Origin of the sequence: Actinacidiphila polyblastidii, assembly GCF_036353415.1 — a bacterium.
In the GTDB taxonomy this organism is placed as follows: domain Bacteria; phylum Actinomycetota; class Actinomycetes; order Streptomycetales; family Streptomycetaceae; genus Actinacidiphila; species Actinacidiphila polyblastidii.
In genome coordinates this window covers 353,778-375,156 of sequence record NZ_JAZEWV010000001.1, presented here as the reverse complement: position 1 = coordinate 375,156, position 21,379 = coordinate 353,778, and the positions used below count along the sequence as shown (strand labels likewise).

The 21,379-nt window shown below is 69.5% G+C and carries 12 protein-coding genes and 1 pseudogene; 6 read left to right on the top strand and 7 right to left on the bottom strand.

The features are described from left to right. Window positions 1-6 precede the first annotated feature (6 nt). Window positions 7-405 (bottom strand): annotated as a pseudogene (locus V2S66_RS01470) (transposase); the annotation flags it as partial. Between the two features lie 506 nt (window positions 406-911). Between V2S66_RS01470 and V2S66_RS01465 the strand changes: the two are divergent. The 4 genes from V2S66_RS01465 to V2S66_RS01450 all read left to right on the top strand — a co-directional run bounded on the left by V2S66_RS01465 (window position 912) and on the right by V2S66_RS01450 (window position 4,158). After that, window positions 912-2,255 (top strand): FAD-dependent monooxygenase, encoded by a 1,344-nt coding sequence (locus tag V2S66_RS01465; RefSeq protein WP_330792502.1) that lies wholly within the window; start codon window positions 912-914, stop codon window positions 2,253-2,255. Window positions 2,256-2,520: 265 nt separating this feature from the next. After that, the gene (locus tag V2S66_RS01460; RefSeq protein WP_330792500.1) at window positions 2,521-2,898 is read left to right on the top strand and encodes a nuclear transport factor 2 family protein; all 378 of its coding nucleotides are present in this window, start codon (window positions 2,521-2,523) and stop codon (window positions 2,896-2,898) included. 23 nt (window positions 2,899-2,921) lie between these two features. Continuing rightward, complete coding sequence (locus V2S66_RS01455) at window positions 2,922-3,485, top strand: carboxymuconolactone decarboxylase family protein (RefSeq protein ID WP_330792498.1); 564 nt, start codon at window positions 2,922-2,924, stop codon at window positions 3,483-3,485. Between the two features lie 94 nt (window positions 3,486-3,579). Beyond that, on the top strand, window positions 3,580-4,158 hold the full coding sequence (locus V2S66_RS01450; RefSeq protein ID WP_330792496.1) for a TetR/AcrR family transcriptional regulator: 579 nt from the start codon (window positions 3,580-3,582) through the stop codon (window positions 4,156-4,158). A 261-nt stretch (window positions 4,159-4,419) separates the two neighbouring features. Here V2S66_RS01450 and V2S66_RS01445 read toward each other — a convergent pair whose 3' ends face one another. The 5 genes from V2S66_RS01445 to V2S66_RS01425 form a co-directional block, all read right to left on the bottom strand. Beyond that, window positions 4,420-5,898 (bottom strand): RICIN domain-containing protein, encoded by a 1,479-nt coding sequence (locus tag V2S66_RS01445; RefSeq protein ID WP_330792494.1) that lies wholly within the window; start codon window positions 5,896-5,898, stop codon window positions 4,420-4,422. A 124-nt stretch (window positions 5,899-6,022) separates the two neighbouring features. Further along, window positions 6,023-7,135 carry a ricin-type beta-trefoil lectin domain protein gene (locus V2S66_RS01440; protein WP_330792492.1) on the bottom strand — a complete coding sequence of 371 codons (1,113 nt, stop codon included), beginning with the start codon at window positions 7,133-7,135 and terminating at the stop codon, window positions 6,023-6,025. 61 nt (window positions 7,136-7,196) lie between these two features. Next, on the bottom strand, window positions 7,197-11,087 hold the full coding sequence (locus tag V2S66_RS01435) for a GH92 family glycosyl hydrolase (RefSeq protein WP_330792490.1): 3,891 nt from the start codon (window positions 11,085-11,087) through the stop codon (window positions 7,197-7,199). A 77-nt stretch (window positions 11,088-11,164) separates the two neighbouring features. After that, a complete protein-coding gene (locus V2S66_RS01430) occupies window positions 11,165-13,147 on the bottom strand; it encodes a ricin-type beta-trefoil lectin domain protein (protein WP_330792488.1) in 1,983 nt (660 codons plus the stop codon). A 129-nt stretch (window positions 13,148-13,276) separates the two neighbouring features. Then, complete coding sequence (locus V2S66_RS01425; RefSeq protein WP_330792485.1) at window positions 13,277-15,676, bottom strand: ricin-type beta-trefoil lectin domain protein; 2,400 nt, start codon at window positions 15,674-15,676, stop codon at window positions 13,277-13,279. 707 nt (window positions 15,677-16,383) lie between these two features. Between V2S66_RS01425 and V2S66_RS01420 the strand changes: the two genes are divergently transcribed. Both V2S66_RS01420 and V2S66_RS01415 read left to right on the top strand, forming a co-directional pair. Continuing rightward, on the top strand, window positions 16,384-18,996 hold the full coding sequence (locus V2S66_RS01420; RefSeq protein WP_330792484.1) for a lectin: 2,613 nt from the start codon (window positions 16,384-16,386) through the stop codon (window positions 18,994-18,996). A 39-nt stretch (window positions 18,997-19,035) separates the two neighbouring features. Continuing rightward, window positions 19,036-20,487, top strand: coding sequence for a glycoside hydrolase family 76 protein (locus tag V2S66_RS01415; protein ID WP_330792483.1), 1,452 nt, complete (start codon window positions 19,036-19,038; stop codon window positions 20,485-20,487). Window positions 20,488-20,607: 120 nt separating this feature from the next. Here the strand turns inward: V2S66_RS01415 and V2S66_RS01410 are convergent, their stop codons facing one another. Beyond that, window positions 20,608-21,348 (bottom strand): dienelactone hydrolase family protein, encoded by a 741-nt coding sequence (locus V2S66_RS01410; RefSeq protein ID WP_330792482.1) that lies wholly within the window; start codon window positions 21,346-21,348, stop codon window positions 20,608-20,610. Window positions 21,349-21,379 lie beyond the last annotated feature (31 nt).

Here is a 21,379-nt window from a genome sequence, read left to right as displayed (position 1 = left end):
TGGGTCCTGGTCCTTGCTGCGGTTCCCGCGCCCGTAGACATGGCAGAACAACCGGTCGTCGCTGGCGGGGGCGTCAGGCCGCAGCCAGTTGCTGACGTCGACGGCCAGCACGATCCGTCCGTCGGCCGCGCAGGGCAGCGGCAGGACGGCTAGGGCTCGGCGCAGGCGGGCAGGCTCGCACCAGCCCCGGTCCAACGCGGCGTACAGGGCGCCGTGCCCACGCCGATGCTCGGCAGCCAGGCACAGCTCGACCAGTGTCTTCACCGGCCCGTCCGTACACAGCACCGCGTCCCTGAGCTCGAAGAGCGCATCCGCACGGGCGTACAAGGACTCGTAGAACTCGACCCGAAAGCGGGACAGGACACACAACGCCTCCCCGGCGGACCCGGCGACAGGCAGATTCATACACAGCGGCCGTTCTCTCGTGCTTCGTGACTCAACATCTCGAAGCGTGGAGAACGGCCGTCCCCGTTGTCCCGCGAAGAACCGCAAATCAGCAGGTCGGATGACCAGCGAGGTTGAACGCCAAGCTGAGAAGTCGTCGCGCTATCGATCACGGTGAGCGTGGGTTCGAGGTTGACTTCCCGGTCGGGTGATCTTCGGTGGCAGCGCGCATGAGGACAGGGCCTGTGGTGCATCTCGGGGTCGTCGAGACCGATGAGTCTGCCAGGAGGCCCTGTTGTCGCAGTTGTACGCTCTCGCGCTGACCGGATCCAATGCGTTCACCTGGTCGTGTGACTGCCTCGCGCACCGTTTCGGGAATGCGGGCGACCGTCCTGACCGGGAGCCGCGGTACTCGCCGCGCGGGGGGGCTTTGGCAGACCACGGGTACGTGGGCCGCACACCGGTTGTGATACGGGTCATGGGGGGAAAAGTGAACGAGGGGTGGAGTCAGACCCGTTGACGTCATTATGGACAACCAATCCCTTGCGCCGCGATGCACAGGTCACGCGATCGTCATCGGTGGCAGCGTGGCGGGACTTCTTGCGGCACGCGCGTTGAGCGCCTCGTTCGCGAAGGTGACGGTATTCGACCGGGACACGTTTCCGGAGCAGCCGGTCGGCCGGCGCGGGGTTCCGCAGAGCCGCCAGGTCCACGCCCTGCTCACCCGCGGCGCGACCGGACTGGAAGAACTCTTTCCGGGATTCCTCGAGGGCATGGCGTCGGCCGGCGTTCCCAGCGGAGACGGGCAGGCGGATTTCTCCTGGTACCTGGACGGGCACAAGTTGGCCGTCGCGGCGTCCGGCCTGCGCGGCTACGGCGTGACCAGGCCCCTCATCGAGACGATGATCCGGGATCGCGTCAGGAGCCTGCCCCAGGTCACCCTCCGCGAAGAGGCCGAGGTGGCCGGGCTGCTCGTCGACGACGGGCAGGTCCGCGGCGTGCGGGTGCGGCAGCGGCAGCGGCAGCGGCACGACCGTGCCGAGGAGGAAGTGCCGGCCGAACTCGTGGTGGACGCGTCCGGCCGGGGCTCGCGCGCACGGACCTGGCTGCGTGAGCTGGGCTATCCCGTGCCGGAGGAGACTGCCGTCAGGACGAACGTGGTCTATGTCACCCGCCATTACCAGCAGGAGCCGGGCCTGCTGGACGGTCGGCTGGGAGCCACCGTCGTGCCCTATCCCGGGCAGCCCCGGGCGGGGGTGGTCATCCGGCAGGAGAAGGACCAGTTCGCGGTACTGCTGGCCGGGATACTCGGTGAGGAACCACCGACAGACGACGCGGGCATGCTCGCATTCTCGTCGACACTGGCGGGCCAGGAAGTGGCCGAGGTGCTCCGCTCCGCCACACCCCTCGACGACGCGGTCAAGATGCGCTATCCGGAAAGCTCCCTCAAGCACTTCGACCGACTCGGCCGCCATCTCGGAGGATTCCTTGTCGTCGGCGACGCACTGTGCAGCTTCAACCCGATCTACGGTCAGGGCATCACCGTCGCGGTCATGCAGGCCGAACTCCTGGAATCCCTGGTCAGGGCCGACCGCAACGACCTGTCTGCTCGTTTCTTCACCGCCGCGGCCGCGCTGCTGGCCGAACCGTGGGCCCTGGCCACCGGGGGCGACCTGCGCTTTCCCGAGGTGGAGGGAGAACGAGGGCCCCAGGACGAACAGATCGGGCGGTACCTCGATCAGTACCGCGCCTCCGCGGCGATCGACCCGGTCCTCGGAACGGCCTTCCTCCACGTGGCGAACATGATGGCCCCGGTGGCCTCGCTGCTCAGTCCGGAGCTGGTGGAGCGCACCCGACACCCCGAACCCTGAGCGCGTACGGGCAACGACACTGCCGCGGTCCCGCCACCTGACCGCGCGACCGCGGCCGGCTGGTCCTGTGCGCCGGACCCGGCCACGGCCTGCGCCGCCGTAGCGGCAACAAGACCCGCGGACCGGCCGTGAACGGCACCTTCTTTGGCGCAGGCCGGCCGGCGCCGGGGCATCCGACTGGAAACGGACTCAAGGGTCCGGTAATCTGACGACCGGACCCACGGGTCCGTTTCGGTTGGCAGCAAGCATGAGAGGGACTTTCACCATGCCTCACGTCCACATCGGCGAAGCCCTGCGGGCCCTGGTCTTCGAGCCTGACCCAGGCGAGGAACTGCCCCAGGTCCTCGACCGGTACTACGCCCCTGACTACACCCACCGCAGCGACGGGAAAACGCTGAACCGTGAGGAATTCGCGGGAATGGTCGCGCGCATCAGGAGCCAGGTCGCCAACGGCACGGTGACCGTCCTCGACGAACTGCGTGACGGCTCCGCCTACGCAGAACGCCATGTCTTCCACATCACCCTGGAGAACGGCTCCACCCAGAGCCGTGAGGTCGCGATCTTCGGCACTTTCGCCGAGGACGGCCGCTTCCGGCACCTGAGCGAGACCGGTTTCGACATCGCCGCCGACGAGACCCGCTGATTCCCTCACGACCGGAGTACGGCATGCCCCGCCTTACCGATCCGGACCCCGCGTCGCTCCCGGCCGAGGTCCGCGAATTCCTCACCTCCCTGCCGCCCGATCCCATGGTCAGAATGCTGGCGCATTCGGCCGGGACCGTGAAGCCGTTCGTGCAACTCGCCAAAGCGCAGTTCACCGCCATGGAGCTGCCGGCCCGTTCGCGTGAGCTGGTGATCCTCACCGTCGCCGAGTACACCGGGAGCACATTCGTCGCGGCTCAGCACATCCCCATGTCGCAGTCGGCCGGGGTCGATGAGCGCACCCGGCAGCTGATCCACGCCAGGCAGATCGACAGTCACGAGCTCTCACCTTCCGACCGCGCCCTGCTGCGCCTCACGGCCGAGGTGGTCCAGCGCCCCCACATCTCCGACGATGTATTCGGGCGGGCTTGCACGTTCCTCACCGCGCGCGAACTGGTCGAGGTTCTGCAAGTGATCGGCTACTACTGGTCATTCGGCCGCATCTCCACCGTGCTGGACGTTCAGGTGACCAAGGTCTACGGCGACGAGCCCCTCCTGGACACACCGACCGACGACTCCCCGGACTGAGACCGGCGGGCACGCACGCAGTCGCCCACCGCAATGGCGCGTCTGCGGCCGTCCATGCGATCGACCACCTCTCCAAGGAAGGTTCCCCCCTCCGATGACCCCTTCCGAGGCTTCTGGATCCGACCACTGGGTGCCCGATACACCCAGGCGGTCGGACGCCCGCCGCAACCACGAGCGCGTGGTGGCCGCCGCGGTCGAGATCTTCCGCGAGTACGGCACGCAGGCATCGGTTCCCCAGATCGCGGCGCGCGCCCAGGTCGGGAAGGCGACGGTCTACCGGAGCTTCCCGACCAAGGAGGACCTGCTGGAGACGGTCACCGGGCTGAGCTTGGCGCGGCTGGAAGAGCGCACCGCGTCGGCACTGCGCGAAGCCGACCCCTACGAGGCCTTCCGCCGCTATGTCCTCGGGCTCTTCGAGGGCCTGGCGCACGACCGTCTCCTCGCGGAGAGGCTCGCGGACGCCACCTCCTCCGCCGCCGTATCCGTCCTGGAGACCCTGGTGACGTTGATGGAGACGGCGCGGGTCGCCGGAAGGCTGCGCGAAGACGTCACTCAGATGGATTTGCGGGTCGTCCTGTGCGGCACGGCCCTGCAACTGGTGCGGTTGGCCGAACGCGATCCGGTGACATGGCACCGCTACGGAGACATGGTTCTCGCGGCACTACGGCGCTGAACTGCGGCAGTGACCGGTGGGCGTCAGCACGGCGGGGCACGAGCGGAGATCGCCGTGGCGCCAGGCCCGCCCCGGGAAGGCGGCCGTGCATCCGCAGGTCATGGAACGGGGGATGCGAGAAGTCCGGCGGCACAGCCGTCCACAAGCCGCAGGCCCTCACCAGGAAGGCGAAGCGGAAGGGAAAGACCTGAAGGCGAACCGGCCACGGCGGGCTGAGGCCCGCCGTGGCCGCGGTGGCGGAAGGGACGCAGGGGGCGAGGGTCAGGCGACGTGCCAGACCTGGTTGGCGCCTCCGTTGCCGGTCCACTGGTCCAGGGCGGTGCCCGCGGTGGTGGAGTTGTTCGGCACGTCGACGACCAGGCCGCTGCTGAGGCTCTTCAGGGCGTAGGAGGTGTTCGACGGGGAGGCGTAGTCACCGACGGCGTCGAAGGCCCACAGCTGGTTGGCGGCTCCGGTGCAGGGCCACTGGATGAGCGCTCCGCCCGGGGCGGTGGAGGCGCCCGACACGTCGAGGCACTTGCCGGAGGCGGCGCTGACGAGGCTGAAGACGTTGCCGGAGGTCCGGCGCAGGTTCCACCGCTGGTTGGCGCCGCCGTTGGCGGGCCACTGGACGACGGGGACGCCGTCGGCGGTGGAGGCGTTGTCGACGTCGACGGCCTGCCCGTCGCTCGCGCTGGTGAGGACGTGGTCGGCCGCGCTGGGCACGGACGCGTTGGCGGTCCAGGTGCCCGCGCCGACGTCCAGGGACCAGGAGGCGAACCAGCCGACGTTCAGCGTGCTGCCCGACACGGTGATCGGCAGCCAGACGAGCGGGGAGCCGCCCAGGTCGTTCGGGTTCCACCGGTCGCCGGCGTAGATGAAGGTGGTCCCGGCGGTGCCGCTGACCTGGATGATGTTGGCGGTCTGGGTGTTGTACGTCGAGGTGCCCGCGGGCGCGAAGGCGCTGTACGAGCTCCACGGGCCGCCCGGCGAGGCGGCGCTGGCGTACATGTTGTCGTTGGTGTTCCAGCCGGTCAGGCTGGAGCCGAGGATGAAGTAGCGGCCGCCGGACTTCATCATCGCCGGGGCCTCGTAGCCGGCGACGTCGGCGACGTCCGCGGCCACCGAGAGGTAGTCGGCGGACAGCCGCTCGATGTGCGTCCTGCTGTGCCCGCGGTCCTCGGTGAGCAGGTACGCGGTTCCGTCGGTGTCCTGGAACAGGCTCTCGTCGCGGCTCTGGTTGCCCAGCGGCTGGAAGCTGCCCCGGTACGCGTACGGGCCGCAGGGGGTGGAGCTGGTGGCGACGCCGACCTTCGCCTCGGTGTAGGCGGGGTTGTCGATGTGCGCGTACATCACGTAGGTGCGGGTGGAGGCGTTGTACAGCACCTTGGGCCGCTCGACGATGCGGCCGGGTCCGAGATCGCCGCTCGCCTGCCGGGGCAGGGCGCTGCTCTGGAAGGTCCAGGTGCGCAGGTCGGTGGAGGTGAAGCAGGGAATCGAACGGAACGAGGTGTCGGAGGAGTTCTCGCCGTTCTTGTCCTCGCCGAAGCCGTACCAGGTGCTGCCGGACTTCACGATGCCCAGTCCGTGCATCTGCAGCGGGTTGCCGTTCTGGTCGTTCCACGCCGCCCCGGGGGTGAACGTGCTGACCGGCGCCGCGTGGGCGGCGGGCAGCGGCCCCAGGACGGCCGCGGCGAGCAGCAGCAGGCCGGTCACGATGCGCCGCAACAGCCTGCGCGGCCGGCCGGTGTTCTTCGGCATGGGTGCCTGCCTTCCATGGTGTCGTCGTCGTGCCGTTACCGGTGACGCGGGCCGGCGCGGGGTGGAGACGGTGCGCGCCGGTGCGCCGCGGGGCCGGGCCTGGGCGGCCCCGCGGCCTTTGTGCCTACGGCACCGCGGGCAGTGCCGTCCACTGCTGGTTGATACCGCCGTTGCAGTCCCACAGGTCCAGTCGGGTGCCGTTGGCGGTGGCGAAGCCGGGGTCGTCCAGGCAGCGGCCCGACAGCGGGTTGCGATAGCCGGCGCCCGACACCTGCCACTGCTGGTTGGCGCCGCCGTTGCAGTCCCAGATCTCCAGCTTCGTCCCGTTGGCGGTGCCGAAACCGGTCGCGTCCAGGCACTTGCCGAGGGCGCGAAGGGTGCCGTCGGAACGGAGCGTCCACCACTGCGCGTCGCCGCCGTTGCAGCTCCAGAGCTGGACGGCGGTGCCGTTGGCGCTGCTGGCGGTGTTGACGTCCATGCACGCGCCGGACGCGCCGACACCGGCTCTGACCGGGCCGCCGTTCGGCACCGGGGGCTTGATCCAGCCGGCGTCGTCCGCCGCGAGCAGCGCGGTGTTGAAGGCGTCGGCCAGCTTCTGGTAGCCGGCGTCACCGGGGTGGCGGTCGTCGTACAGGTCGGAGACCTTCACCGCGCTGGAGTCGACGAACCCGACGTGCTTGCCGGCGGCCCGCTTGGCCTGCACGATCAGCGGGACCTGCCGGTCGTACTCGGCCCTGTTGGCCTGGATGGTCGGGTCGGTGCTGGGGAGCAGCGGGCTGACCAGCACGGTCACGCCGGGGTCGTCGGCGAGGATCCGGTCGATCAGCGCGTCGAGGCGGTTGGAGATCGTCGGCACCTGGTAGCTCTGCGCCAGGTCGTTGGTCCCGATCTGCAGGGTCACGACGTTGGGCTTGGAGCGGGCGAGGGTCGCGTCGGTGATCCCGGCGATCTGGTCGATGCGCCATCCCGAGTGCCCCTCGTGGTCGGGGTCGGCCATGGTCCCGTTGCGCAGGTTGCCGACGAAGTCCGGGGTGTAGCCCTCCGCGGCGAGCGAGGTGAACAGCGGCCCGCGGTAGCCGTTGCCCGTCGAACTCCCGTAGCCCTCGGTGATCGACGCTCCGAGCGGCATGAGCCGTACGTGGGTGTTGCTCCGGGCCTCGGCGGGCGTGCCGGCGCCCCACGCCAGTCCGCCGGCTGCCAGCAGGGCCGTCACGAGTGCGGCCGTCAGTCTCTTCACCGTGCCTCCTTCCTCAGGGGCGGGGCCCGCCGGGTGTCCGGCGGGCCCTGCCGGACGGGACTCAGGTGCCGGGTACCGTCCACTTCTGGTTGGTGCCGCCGTTGCAGTCCCAGATCTCCAACTGGGAGCCGTCGGTGGTGCTGGCGTTGGGCACGTCGAGGCAGCGGCCGGACTGGGGGTTGACCAGGGCGCCGGTCGAGGACGTGTAGGTCCACTTCTGGTTGTTGCCGCCGTTGCAGTCCCACAGCTCGATCAGGGTGCCGTTGGCGGTGCCGCCGTTGCCGGTGACCTCGACGCACTTGCCGAGGACCTGGAGGGTGCCGTCGCTCGCGACGGTGACCTGCTGGGCGGCGGAGTTGTTGCAGGTCCAGATCTGGATCTTGTTGCCGTTGGTGGACGAACCGGTGTTGTCGTCCAGGCACTTGCCACCGTTCGCCGACACCACCGCGCCGGTGCCGCCGCCGGTCCCGCCGGGAGCCTGCGAGCCGGTGGCGAGCAGTTCCACCTCGGCGAGCGCGGTCCTGGAGTCGCCGTTGCCCGCGGAGACCACGAGCCGGTAGCCGGAGTAGCTGCCCGGCGTCGTGATCTTGAACGGCCGGGTCTGCAGCCGGTTGGGGAACGACTCGTTCGTCCTGGTGTCCAGCGTCGTCCAGTTCGAGCCGTCGGTGGAGCCCTGAAGGGTCCAGCTCTTCGGGTCCTGGGCGGCGTTGGTGGCCGAGGTCAGCGTGTAGAAGGTGGCCTGCTGCTTCGCGCCGCCGCTGTAGCTGTAGGTGACCGTCGGCGTCGCGTTGGAGAACGTCACCCGGCTGCCCGAGGTGTCGTCGAACAGGCCCGAGACGTTGGTGCCGTCCGAGGCGGACGCGCTGCCCCGGCCGGGTCCTGTGGTGTCGCCGAGCGGCTGGGGCGCCTGGCCGGCCGCGGTGAGCTGGTCGGGCATGGTGGTGTCCGCCGCACCCCAGCTCGACGGGCTGGAGCCCATGGTGAAGTCCAGGGTGGCGCCCGCGGTGAGCTGCGCGCCGGTCAGGTAGGGCTTGGTGTAATCCTGGCCGTTGACCTTGAGGGACTGCACGTAGACGTTGTCGCGGTTGTTGTCGGGGGCGTTGACGACGATGTCGTGGCCGTTGTCCAGGTGCACGGTGGCCTTGGTGAACAGCGGCGAGCCGATGACGTAGTTGTCGCTCCCGACCTGGAGCGGGTAGAAGCCCAGCGCGCTGAAGATCTGCCAGGTGGAGGTGGCGCCGTTGTCCTCGTCGCCGGGGTAGCCCTGGCCGATGGAGCTGCCGGTGAACAGGCGCTGCTGGATCTGGCGGACCACGGCCTGCGTCTTCGACGGCGCTCCGGCGTAGTCGTACATGTACGGGATGCCGAAGGACGGCTGGTTGCTCATGCCCAGCTCGCCGATGCGGACGTCGCGGGCCTCGATCATCTCGTGGATGGTGCCGCCGTAGCCGCCGGTGTCGCCGACCGCGGTCTCCTGGGTGGTGAAGAACGCGTCCAGCTTGGCTTCCAGGCCGGCCCTGCCGCCGTAGAGCGACTGCAGGCCGTTGGGGTCCTGCGGCACGGTGAAGGCGTAGTTCCAGGCGTTGGTCTCGGTGTACTCGTTGCCCCACTGCTGGGGGTCGAAGCTGCCGTCGGCCACCCGCCAGGCGCCGCTGGAGGTGCGGCCCTCGAAGAAGCCCACGTTCTTGTTGAAGACGGTGGTGTAGTTGCGGGCCCGGCCGAGGAAGTACGCGGACTCGTCCTGGTACTTCTTGCGGTCGGTGGCCGAGGTGGCGGGGTCGGCGGCGAGCTTGGCGGCCATGGTGCCGATGCCGTAGTCGTTGATGTAGCCGTCCAGCGACCAGGAGATGCTGCCGCCCTGCCCGGTGTTGGTGTATCCGGTGAACTCCGACGTGTCCAGGCCCTTGCGGCCCACTCCGGCGGAGGTCGGCACGACGGTGGCGTTCTTCACCGCGGCGTCGTAGGCGGCCTTGGCGTCGAAGGCGGCGCCCTTGGCGTAGGCGTCGGCGAAGGCGACGTCGGAGCTGGTGCCGGTCATCTGGTCGGCGTAGCCGGGCGAGGACCAGCGGGTGGTCCAGCCGCCGTCCTTGTACTGCTGGACGAAGCCGTCGGCGAGTTGGCCCGCGGTGGTGGACTCCAGCAGGGAGTAGGCGGGCCACTCGGTGCGGTAGGTGTCCCAGAAGCCGTTGTTGACGTAGACCTTGCCGCTGACGATCTTCGCGCCGGTCTGGGTGGAGGTGGTGGACCCGGTGGCGCCGGAGAAGGGGCTGGCGTACTTGTAGACCGGGGCGGCGGCCGTACCGGTGTTCTCGTAGCCCGAGTTGGGATACAGGTTCATCCGGTAGAGGTCCGAGTACAGCGTGGTGAGCTGGTCGTCGCTCGCGCCCTGGACCTCGACCTTGCCGAGCTTGGCGTTCCACTGCTGCTCGGCGGCGTTCTTGACGGTGTCGAAGGAGGTGCCGGCCGGGATCTCCAGCGACAGGTTCCGCTTCGCCTGGTCGAGGCTGATGAAGGAGGTCGCGATGCGCATCGTGACCGTCTTGTTCGACGAGGTGTCGAACTTGGCGTAGCCGGTGACGTTGTCGCGGCCCTGGCCGGTCACCTTGGCGGCGGCGGTGGGGGTGCGGTCGAACTCGGCGTGCACGAACATCCGGGTCGCGCCGGCGCCGTTGCCGATCGAGGTGTCGGAGTAACCGTCCAGCGTGCCGTCGGAGTTGAGGGTCAGCCCGCCGTCGTTGCTGGTGTTGTCGAAGAGCAGGTCGCCGTTGCCGCCGGTGAAGGTGAAGCGGAACTCCGCGGAGTGGTCGGCGGGGGCGATCTCCGCCTTGATGCCGTTCTTGAACGTCACCCCGTAGTAGTGGGGCTGCGCTGTCTCGTCGGCGTGCGAGAAGGCCAGCGCGCGGTTGCCGCGGTTCAGGTCGGGGGTGCCGGTCGCCGCGGACGGCATCACCTGGAACAGGTCGCGGTCGCCCATCCACGGGCTCGGCTCGTGGCTGATGCCGAGCGCCTGGAGGGTCGGCAGGTTGTCGCCGTTGTTCTGCGACGCGTAGCTGTACTCCCAGCTCGACGAGCCGGCGTCGGTGACCGGGGTGTAGAAGTTGAAGCCGTTCGGCACCGCGGTCAGCGGCAGGTTGTTGCCGCGCGAGAAGGACCCGGAGGCGTTGGTGCCGCGCCGGGTGTCGACGTGCTGGGCGAAGCTCGCCGCGGTGTTGGGGGTGGCCGCGCCCAGCGTGATGTCGTCCACCCACCCCTTGAACTGGGTGGTGTTGGCGGTGCCCTGGGTGTCGTCGTAGCCGAGCAGGATGCGGTCGATCGTCTTGCCGGCCGCCACCGTGCCGATGGTCGAGGCCACCCGGTTCCACTGGTTGGCGTAGAGGATCTTGCCGGTGCCCTGGGCCTTCGGGCTGATGTTGACGCCGTTCTGGTCGACCGCGGGCCCGGACAGCTCGCTGAGGTACGTGCCGTCGGTGAAGTGCAGGTCGACCGCGGCGTACGTACTGGGGTAGTTGAGGTCGTTGCGGGTCAGCTCGGGGAAGATCTCGTAGGAGAGCTGCAGGTTCTGCGTGACCGGGATGCTGACGTTGTAGAGCTTGTCCCAGGCCCAGACGCCGCCGCCGGCGGTGTGGGTGCCGGAGTACTGCAGCGCCTTGAGGCCGGTGAAGCCGACGTTGGGCTTGATGTCCGGGCCGGAGGCCGGGCCGGAGCCGACACCGGTGGTCATGCCGGCGGAGATCCCGGAGGTGCGGTTGGTCCCGTTGGGGTTGACCTCCACCGTGCTGTTCCAGGTCGGTTGCGGCTGGCCCGACTCGAAGGAGGTGGTGAACGCCGGTGTGCCGGCGGCCGTGGCGGAGGGGGCGAGGGTCAGGGCGTACGTCGGTACGGCCAGGGCGCAGGCGATCGCCGCTGTCAGCAGCGACCTCGCCGGGGTCCGGGGGCGTCGGCCGTGTCTCATGGGGGTCGAACCTTTCTTCAGACGAAGGTGTCCGGCAAGGTGTCAGGCGGGGTGTCCGGTGGTCGGGAGAGGGCCGGTCACGGGGTGGCCCAGCGCTGGTTGGCGCCGCCGTTGCACGTCCAGATCTCCAGCTGGGTGCCGTTGGCGGTGTTGCCGCCGGGGACGTCGAGGCACTTGCCGGAGACCGGGTTGACCAGGGCGCCGTTCGAGACGGTCCACTGCTGGGCACCGGTGCCGTTGCAGGCCCACTCCTGGACCAGGGTGCCGTCCGCGGTGTGCCCGCCGTTGACGTCCAGGCAGTTGCCGTTCGCGCGGACGGTCCCGTCCGCCTGGCGCGTCCAGCTCTGCGCGGCCGTGTTGTTGCAGTCCCACAGCTGCACGTGGGTGCCGTTCGCGCTCGAACCGCCGCTGAGGTCGGCGCACTTGTTGCTGTTGGACGCGGACAGGATGGTGCCGGTGCTGGGCAGCGGCTGCGCGCCGGACAGGGTGATGTCCACCGCGTGCGTGCCGGTCAGCGAGGCGGGGATCGAGTTGCCCGAGGTCGTCACGCCGTCGAGCTTGAACGAGCTGATGACGTTGCCTGACCCGTGCAGCGCGATGTTGAGCGTCGCGCCCCGGTAGCTGACGCCGCTCAGCGTCGCGTCGCCCCAACCGGCCGGCAGGGTGGGCTTGAAGGTGATGCCGCCGGTCCCGAAGGTGATGCCGAACAGGTCGGTGTCGATCATCCGCAGGTACGCGGTCGCCGACCAGGTCTGGTCGGGGGCGGCGCCCCAGTGCCCGCCGGTCTGCCATCCGCCGTCCACCGCGCCGGTCTGCGCGTTGTAGATCTCGGCGAACTGGCCGCTGGCGTCGGCCAGTCCGGCGAGCTGCTGCACCTCGCCCGCGAAGCGCGCCTGGTTCCCGGACTGCGCGGCGGCGTCCGCCCAGTAGCCCTGCACCATCGGCCAGACCACCACGTTGTGGCGGCCGGGCTGGGCGTCGCTGTACCGCGCGTAGTTCGGGTACGTGTCGACGATCCCGTACGGCTGCAGGTGCGCGTTCTGCATGATGGACTGCGCCTGGCTGGGGCCGGCGATGCCGAAGAGGACCGCGAAGGACAGGCCGGTGCCCTCCTCCGTCTGGTCGAGCTGGCCGGACATGCTGTCGTTGCCGTGCAGGAAGTAGCCGTACAGGCCCTTGGCCGAGTTCCACAGCCGCTGGTTGATCGCCGTCTTGAGGCTGGCGGCCTGGGAGTTGAGTGCGCTGACCTCACTGGCGGGCCGGCCCAGGGCGGAGGCCATCAGGGCGGCGCTGCGGTAGGCCTGGTAGTACACCGCGTTGGTGCTGAGCGTCATCATCGTGGACGTCGCGGTGTAGTCGCCGACGTAGCCGCCGTGGCTCTCGGTGCTGTCGGCCGGCGGCGCCGGGTAGCCGGCGATGCCGTCGTTGAAGAACGCCGGGCCCTGGAAGAGGCCGTAGGAGGAGTTGTAGTTCGCGTTCCTGCGGGTGGTGAGGGTGTTCGTCGCCGCCTGGTAGGCGTTGGCCAGGAAGGTCTGGTCGCCGGTGACGAGGTAGTGGTTCCAGGCGCCGACCGCCCACACCACCTGGTCCCACTGCTCGTTGTCCTGCTGGACGATCAACTGGCCGTTGGACTGCTTGACCACCGCCGACCACAGGGTGTTCGCGGCCTGCTTCGGTTCCAGCAGGCTCGCCGCGTTCCAGGAGTTCACCGCCGCGTCCCGGGTCCACGGCTGGCTGTAGCCGCCGCCGGCCCGGATGAACGTCTGCGGGTTGGCGGTCATCAGGCCGGAGGAGTTGTAGACCGACGGGTCGTAGCCCACGGTGTTGGTGTCCAGCAGGTTCGCCAGCGCCTTGGTGTAGGCGGCGCCCAGCTTGGCCTGGGTCGCGGAGTTGGCGAAGGTGAGCGTCGGGCGGGCCGCGCCGGCGGCGGCCGCGGGGGTCGCCGCGGTCCCCGTTCCCGTCACGGCCGCCGCGGCCAGGATCAGCGCTCCGGCCGAGACCTTCAGCCGGAGGCGCCGCTGCCGCGGCTGCGGGCGCGGCCCGCGGAGGAGTCTCAGCATCATGAACCTCTCAGGGGACGTTCGTGGGAGCGCGGCGCGGGCGCCGGGGCCGGTCGGACCGCCGGCTGGTGGCCGGCGGACCGGGTGGGCGCCGCGACGGGCGCCCACCCGGGTCGGTTCTGGCGGGGGTCAGGAGGACGGGACCGTCCAGCGCTGGTTGGCGCCGGTGTTGCAGTCCCAGATCTCCAGCTGGGTGCCGTCGGTGGTGCTGGCGTTGGGCACGTCGAGGCAGCGGCCGGACTGGGGGTTGACCAGGGCGCCGGTCGAGGACGTGTAGGTCCACTTCTGGTTGTTGCCGCCGTTGCAGTCCCACAGCTCGATCAGGGTGCCGTTGGCGGTGCCGCCGTTGCCGGTGACCTCGACGCACTTGCCGAGGACCTGGAGGGTGCCGTCGCTCGCGACGGTGACCTGCTGGGCGGCGGAGTTGTTGCAGGTCCAGATCTGGATCTTGTTGCCGTTGGTGGACGAACCGGTGTTGTCGTCCAGGCACTTGCCGCCGTTCGCCGACACCACCGCGCCGGTGCCGCCCGGATTGCCTCCGGTGCCGCCGCCGGTGCCGGGGGTGATGGACAGGTTGTCGAACTGGTCGGTGCGGTAGCCCTGGATGCCCAGGCCGGCCTGCCCGCTGGAGAAGGACGTGTCGGTGACGGAGCCGAACTGGTTGCCGTCGAGCTTGGCGCTGATCTGGGAGCCCTGGAAGGTGAAGGACAGGTTGTGCCAGGTGCCGGTCCCCAGTGCGGTGGTGGTGCCGGTGGCCAGGGTGTGGTTGGACCCGTCGGTGTACATCTTCTCGATCCACCACTGGCCGGTGTCGCGGATCCGCAGGTAGTACGCGTTCATGTGCGACTGCGGCCGCTGCTGGGTGTTGGCCCGGCCGAGCAGCTCCGTGGTGCCGGCGCTGCGCAGGTAGACGTCCGAGCTGACGGTGTAGTTCGTCCAGGTCGGGTCGCCGATCAGCGCGTACGAGTCGGAGTCGTCCTGCCACTCGATCGGCTTGACCGGCGCCATCTGCTGCACGCACTGACCGGTGCGGCCGCTGCACGGCTGGACCTCGAACGATCCCTGCATGTCGGAGAGGTACTTCGCCTCAGTGCCGTTGACATCGTTGTCGTAGTTGTCGGAGTAAGGCAGCGCCAGAGCGTGGTCGGCCGGTGCGGTCGCGGTGCCCTTGCCGCCGCCGGCCAGGGTGGTCACGGTGTAGACGTAGCCGGGCTGCATGGTCAGCGAGTACGAGCCGCCCGAGGGGGTGATGTCCTGGGTGTGGACGAAGGACGTCGCCGCGCTGGGGCTGTTGACGTTGGTGGCCCACACGTGGACGGTGCCGGTGGACAGGCCGCCCTGGACGTGGAAGTTCGCGGTCTGCGTACCGGTGGAGGTGGTGGTCTCCGCGATGGTGGAGTAGTCCGAGGTGGTGTTGGACTTCACCGTCACGTAGGTGCCGTTGTTCTCGTTCCCGCCGAGGTAGCCCGACGCGGAGTCGATGAACTTCCAGCCGGGCTGGGTGAACTGGGTGACCTGCGCGGTCGCCCAGGTGCTCGCACCGATCGTGTAGTGCCCCGACCAGGGCGAGCCGGCGGTGGCCAGGCCGACCGTGTTGTACGGGAGGTTGGGGTAGATCGCGGCGATCAGCGGCCAGTTGAAGTAGCTGGTCATCTTCGCGTCGATGTAGCCGCGGGTGATCGCCCGGATCAGCGCGGGCGCACCGGTGTTCATGTCCTGCGAGCCGTTCTCGCTGTCCCACAGCGGCTTGCCGTTGTTCTTCGCCGTGGTGGTGCTGGAGCAGGACTTGGCGTCGCCGCCGTCACCGCCGTTGCACGAGTAGTGCGCGCCGATGATCGAGACGGCGTTGTTGAACGCGGAGTTGCTGGCCATGTCGTCGGCCACGCCCCAGCCGCTGTCGTCGGCGACGAGCTTCACCCCGGAGTACCCGGCGTTGTTCAGCGCCGAGCGCAGCTGGACGTACCAGTTGGCGTCGTGGCCGCGTTCGTTCCAGCCACCGAGGTAGCTGATCGTCAGGCCGTGCTGCTTGGCGCAGCCCAGCCAGGAGATCAGGTAGTTGACGGTGTCGGTGGACCAGAAGCCGCCGTTGATCCAGCCGGGCGCCGCCCACGCCAGCCCGTACAGGCCGATGTTGGGGTTGCGCGCCTTGGCCTGCTCGGCCAGCCAGAACTCGTACCCGGCGTTGCAGTTGATGGTGCCGCGCGCGTGCTCGATCGACGGCTCGGAGCCGTCCGTGGAGTTCGCGTCGCCGCCGATCTCCAGCTTCAGCAGCTGGAGGTTCGCGCCGTAGCCCGGCTTGAACATGTAGTCCAGGATCTGCGACTGCTGCGCGGCCGGATAGTCCGTCAGCAGCCGGGAGTTGCCCCCGCCGCCGCTGATCGCGCCGATCCCGTCGAACGTCCGGCCGCCCTGCGTGCCGTCCACGGTGATCGCGGTGGTCGCCGCCTGGGCGGGAACACTGCTGACCGCGAGGACGGCCGCGAGGAGCGCCAGCACCCACAACGGGGCAAGTCTCCATAGTCGTGACATGAGTGACTTCCTTTACTGGAGGGATTGGCGCACAGTGTGCTGTCGTGTTCGTTTGTCGGTCAAGGTTCTCGACAAGACGACAGAAACAAACAGCTGGCGCCGAACTCATCCGCGCAGGACGGCAGTTGCGCCACCTCGAAGATTGCCGGACCACCCTCTGGGGCGACGCCGGTATGACAACGTTGTCGGCCGAAGGGGTGGTACCCGTCCAGCAGCCATGGAGACTCCCTCGCTACCTGATCCGATGCGGTGGGGCGCACTGACGACAAGGGGAGAGCGCTCTCCGACGCTAGCCAGCGACCATGCTCGCGTCAATGGTCTTGACGCATGGTCGGACCGTTCTGCTCTCGCAGGCCGGCTCGGGGCTGTTCGTGGTTGCGCTCCCACGGCCGCCGGGCGACGGGACGCAACGGGCCGTCCGCACCTCCCCACCCCGCCGCCGAGGCCGGCCCGCGCCCACCCGACCTGCGAACTCGGACTGCCGGGGCGGCCATCGGGCGGACCGTGCGGCGCCTCGAGGACCGGAGGCGATCGCTCCGCTGAGGACCCCTCACGTTCAAACGCCTTTCCTCCGATGTCTGTTGGGTCGTGTTCGCTATTTTGGTCGGTTGCGTTGACAGGCGCGGAGGGCCTGCCCTTTGCTGTGCGGGATTCACCCCCCACCGGTCCGCAGACAGCTGCGCTGTCCGTACCTGGAGCCGCAAACGATGAAACGATGGCGTATTCCTCTGGCGACCTGCCTGTTGGTGTTGGGCTTGGCGGTGCCCGGCACGGCGGCGGGTGCCGCTTCGCCGGCGGCGGTGTCCGATCCGGCGTCCTTGGTCAATCCGTTGCTGGGCACGTCCAACGGGGGGAACACCTTCCCGGGTGCGGACACGCCGTTCGGGATGGTGTCGTGGAGTCCTGACACGCCGTCCAGGCCGCCCGGTGGTGACTACGCCTACTCCGACAACGTTGTCACAGGGTTCAGTCTCAACCACATCTCCGGACCCGGCTGCGGCGCGATGGGCGACATCCCGGTCCTGCCGACCACCGGCGGCATCGACGGCAACGCGACCGTGGGCTTCAGCCACGCCAACGAGACCGCGAGCGCCGGCGCGTACAGCGTGAACCTGGGCAACGGGGTGAGCACCGAGCTGACCGCGACGGCCCGCTCGGGCATGGCGCGCTTCACCTTCCCCGCCACCGCGCAGGCGAACCTGCTGTTCAAGCTCAGCGCGGACAAGGCCACGAACCTTCACTTCAACCGGGTCTCCAGCACCGAGGTGAGCGGGTCGGTGGACGCCGGGCTGTTCTGCGCCTCCGCACCGTCCTACACCGCGTACTTCGACATGGTCTTCGACCAGCCGATGACCGGCAGCAGCACGTTCTCCGGCGGGGACGCGGTCACCTTCAACACCACGGGCAACCGGGTGGTGCAGGCCAAGGTCGGCCTGTCCTACGTCTCGATCGCCGGGGCGAGCGCGAACCGGGCCGCGGAGAACACCGGCTGGGACTTCAACGGCACCCGCACCGCCGCGCACAACGCCTGGAACACGGTGCTGGGCAAGATCGCGGTCAGCGGCGGCACCGGCGACCAGCAGAAGGTGTTCTACACCTCGCTCTACCACGCGCTGCTGCACCCGAACCTGCTCAGCGACAGCGACGGCCGCTACTGGGGCTTCGACCACCAGGTCCACACCGTGGCCGGGGCGCAGAAGGCCCAGTACGGCACGTACTCCGGGTGGGACATCTACCGCACCCAGGCGCAGCTGGAGGCGCTGGTCGCCCCGCAGCAGGCCTCCGACAGTGCGCAGTCGCTGGTCAACGACTACGCGCAGGCCGGGTTCTTCCCCAAGTGGTCGCTGAACTCCGCCGAGACGCAGGTGATGAACGGCGATCCGGGGCCGGCGATCATCGCGGACTACTACGCCTTCGGCGCGCGGGGGTTCGACACCGCGGCGGCCAAGGCGGACATGGTCAAGGAAGGCACCACCGCCAACGCGATCCGGATGGGCCTGGACCTGCAGACCAAGTACGGCTACCTGCCCTCGGACGGCGCCTACCCCAAGGACTTCTACGGCTCGGCGGCCACCCTGCTGGAGTACAGCGCGCAGGACTTCGCCACCTCCGCGTTCGCCGGCGCGCTCGGTGACACCACCACCCGCGACCAGTTCGCCAACCGCGCGCAGGACTGGAAGAACATCTTCAACACCGCCTCGGGGTTCATCCAGCCCAAACTGGCCGGCGGCGGCTGGAAGCCGGGGTTCAGCGCGACCTCCAGCGACCAGTTCGTGGAGGGCACGTCCTGGCAGTACACCGGCGCGGTCCCGCACAACATCCGCGGCCTGGCCGACGCCATGGGCGGCAACACCAAGTACGCCGCCTACCTCGACAGTGTCCTGTCGGACTTCCACGGCTCCGGCGGCTCCCACGCCGACCTGGGCAACGAGCCGTCCATCGAACTGCCCTGGGAGTACGACTACATCGGCCAGCCCTGGAAGACCCAGAAGACCGTCCGGCAGGTCCAGGACCAGCTGTGGCCGAACAACCCCGCCAACTGGGGCGTCGGCAACGACGACCTGGGCACCATGAGCGCCTGGTACGTCTTCTCCGCCCTCGGCTTCTACCCCGAGACCCCCGGCACCTCCGACCTCGCCCTGGGCAGCCCCCTGTTCACCTCCGTCGACGTCACCCTGGGCAACGGCGCCCACCTGAGCGTCAACGCCCCCGCCGCCGCCGACAACGCCCCCTACATCCAGTCCGCCACCCTCAACGGCGCCACCTGGAACAACGCCTACCTCCCCGCCAGCCTCGCCACCACCGGCGGCACCCTCAACCTCACCCTGGGCACCACCGCCAACACCACCTGGGCCACCACCCCCACCTCCGCACCCCCCTCCTACAACGGCAACGGCGGCGCCAAACCCCCCGGCCCCCCGATCAGCACCGGCACCGGCCCCATCACCTCGGACAACGCCGGCAAGTGCCTGGACGACAACGCCGGTTCGACCGCTGACGGCTCCCACATCCAGATCTGGAGCTGCAACGGCTCCGCGGCGCAGCAGGTCACCGTCTCCGGCGACGGCACGCTGCGCATCCTGGGCCACTGCGTGGACGTCAGCAGCGGTGGCACCGGCAACAACACCCTGATCCAGCTGTGGGGCTGCGACGGCACCGGCAGCCAGACGTGGACGTACAACTCCGGCACCAAGGCACTGGTCAACCCCCAATCGGGCCGCTGCCTCGACATCCCCAACTCCAGCACCACCGACGGCACCCAGCTGCAGCTCTTCGACTGCAACGGCACCAACGCGCAGCGCTGGAACCTCCCTTCCTGACCGCTGACAACACAACCCCCCACGAGAACGGGAACGACAATGACCGGACTCTCCTTGAGAAAATGGGCAGCACGGGCGGTGGTCGCCCTGCTCGGCGCGCTGCTGCTGATCCCGAACACCGTCACCGCGCAGGCCGCACCGACCCCGGCCGCCAGCAGCATCGCGGTCCTGATGCAGTCGTACAACGCGGACAACGGCAGGATCGACGCCAACGGCTGGTGGACCGCGGCGGTCTCGCTGAGCAGCGTGATGACGTACGAGCAGGCCACCGGCGACCGGAGCTACGACTACGCCATCTCCGGCGCCTTCGCGAAGAACAGCAACTTCACCAACGACTACATCGACGACACCGGCTGGTGGGCGCTGGTGTGGCTCCAGGCGTACGACCTCACCGGCAACACGAACTACCTGAACATGGCGAAGACCACCACCAACTACATGCACAACTACTGGGACTCCGCGTGCGGTGGCGGTGTCTACTGGAGCACCGCGAAGCAGTACAAGGCGTCGATCGCCAACGAACTGTTCCTCGCCGCCACGGCCGGGCTGCACAACCGCATCGCGGGTGACACCACCTACGGCGGCTGGGCGACCAGCGAGTGGAACTGGTTCAAGAACTCGGGCCTCATCAACGGCAACCTCGTCCGCGACGGCATCAACGTCTCGGGGTGCAGCTTCAGCACCGCGAACTACTCGTACAACCAGGGCGTCATCCTCCAGGGCCTGGTCGAGCAGTCCCGCGCCACCGGTGACACCTCGCTGCTGACCACGGCGAAGTCGATCGCCACCGCGGCGGTCGCGCGCTTCAACAAGAACGGCGTGCTCTACGACGGCTGCGAGCCCAACTGCACCGGCGACGGTTCGGCGTTCAAGGGCATCTTCGCCCGCTACCTGCGGGCTCTGGCAACCGCCACGAAGAGCACCGAGTACGACGGGTTCCTGGCCACCACGGCCAACTCGATCCTCGCCAACGACACCAACAGCGCCGGCCAGCAGGGCAACTCCTTCGTCGGCCCGTTCGCCCTGTGGACCCCCAGCACCCAGACGGCCGCGGCCGAGGTGCTGGTCGCCGCCCTCGGGCTCACCACGACACCGCCCCCCAGCACCACCGGGGTGCTGCGCGGACAGGAGTCCTCGCGCTGCGTGGACGTCCCCAACGCGACGCAGAACAACGGCACCCAGGTCGCGCTGTGGGACTGCAACGGCGGCGGCAACCAGTCCTGGACGGCGGACTCCTCCGGGCGCCTGACCGTCTACGGCACCAAGTGCCTGGACGTCCGCTCGGCGGGGACCGCCGACGGCACCCCGGTCCAGATCTACGACTGCAACGGCACCGGCGCCCAGCAGTGGAGCGTGCGCACGGACGGGACCGTCGTCAACACCGGCTCCGGGAAGTGCCTGGACGCCACCGGCCACGGCACCGCCAACAACACGCTCCTGGAGATCTGGTCCTGCAACTCAGGCGCCAACCAGAAGTGGAACAGGACGTGACCTCCCGCTGATCCGCACCGCCCGACCCCGCGGCCGGTGGACCTCCCGACGACGCTCGGAGGTCCACCGGCCGCAGTCGTGGGGCGGGCCGGCGGCCGCCGCCGGCCCGCCGGCCCGGCCTCACCTCAGGTGCCGGACGAAGAACCGGGCGGCGCTGTCCGCCGCGGACCGCGGGACGCCGGTGTGCCCGCCCATGTGGGCGTGCAGGGACTTATCCCGGGAGCCGAAGGCGTCGAACAGGTCCAGGGCCGCCTGCCGGTCGTTCCCCTCGTCGTCCCACTGCAGCAGGACGTGCAGCGGAATGGTCACCCGGCGGGCCTCCTCGAACATGGCGCGAGGCACGAAGCTCCCGGCGAAGAGCCCGGCGGCCGCGATGCGCGGCTCGACCGCCGCGAGGCGGACGCCGATGGAGACCACCCCCCCCGAGTACCCGACCGGGCCGCCGATCCCGGGCAGCGACAGCAGGGCGTCGAGGGCGGCCTGCCACTCCGGGACCGCCCGGTCGACGAGCGGGAGGATGAGCGCGTCGACGATCTCCCCGCTGACCGGCTCGCCGGCCTGCACAGCCCGGCGCAGGTCGGCGCGGGCCTGCTCGACGGCGGCCCAGCGCGGCCGCTCACCGCTCCCGGGGAGTTCGACGGTCGCCGCGGCGAAGCCGTCCGCCGCGGCGCGCCGGGCCCGCTCCACGAGTCGGGGGTACATCCTGTGCAGTCCGAGCGGCGGGTGGCCGAGCAGGATCAGCGGAGCCGGCGCGGACGCGGCGGCGGGCGTCCACAGGAGGCCGGGGATGTCGCCGAGGGTGAAGGCGCGTTCGAGGACGCCGTCGTCGAGCCGCTGCTCGGAGGTGAGATGGAGGGCCATGGTCGTGCCTTTCGGGAGTGCTGGTGAACGG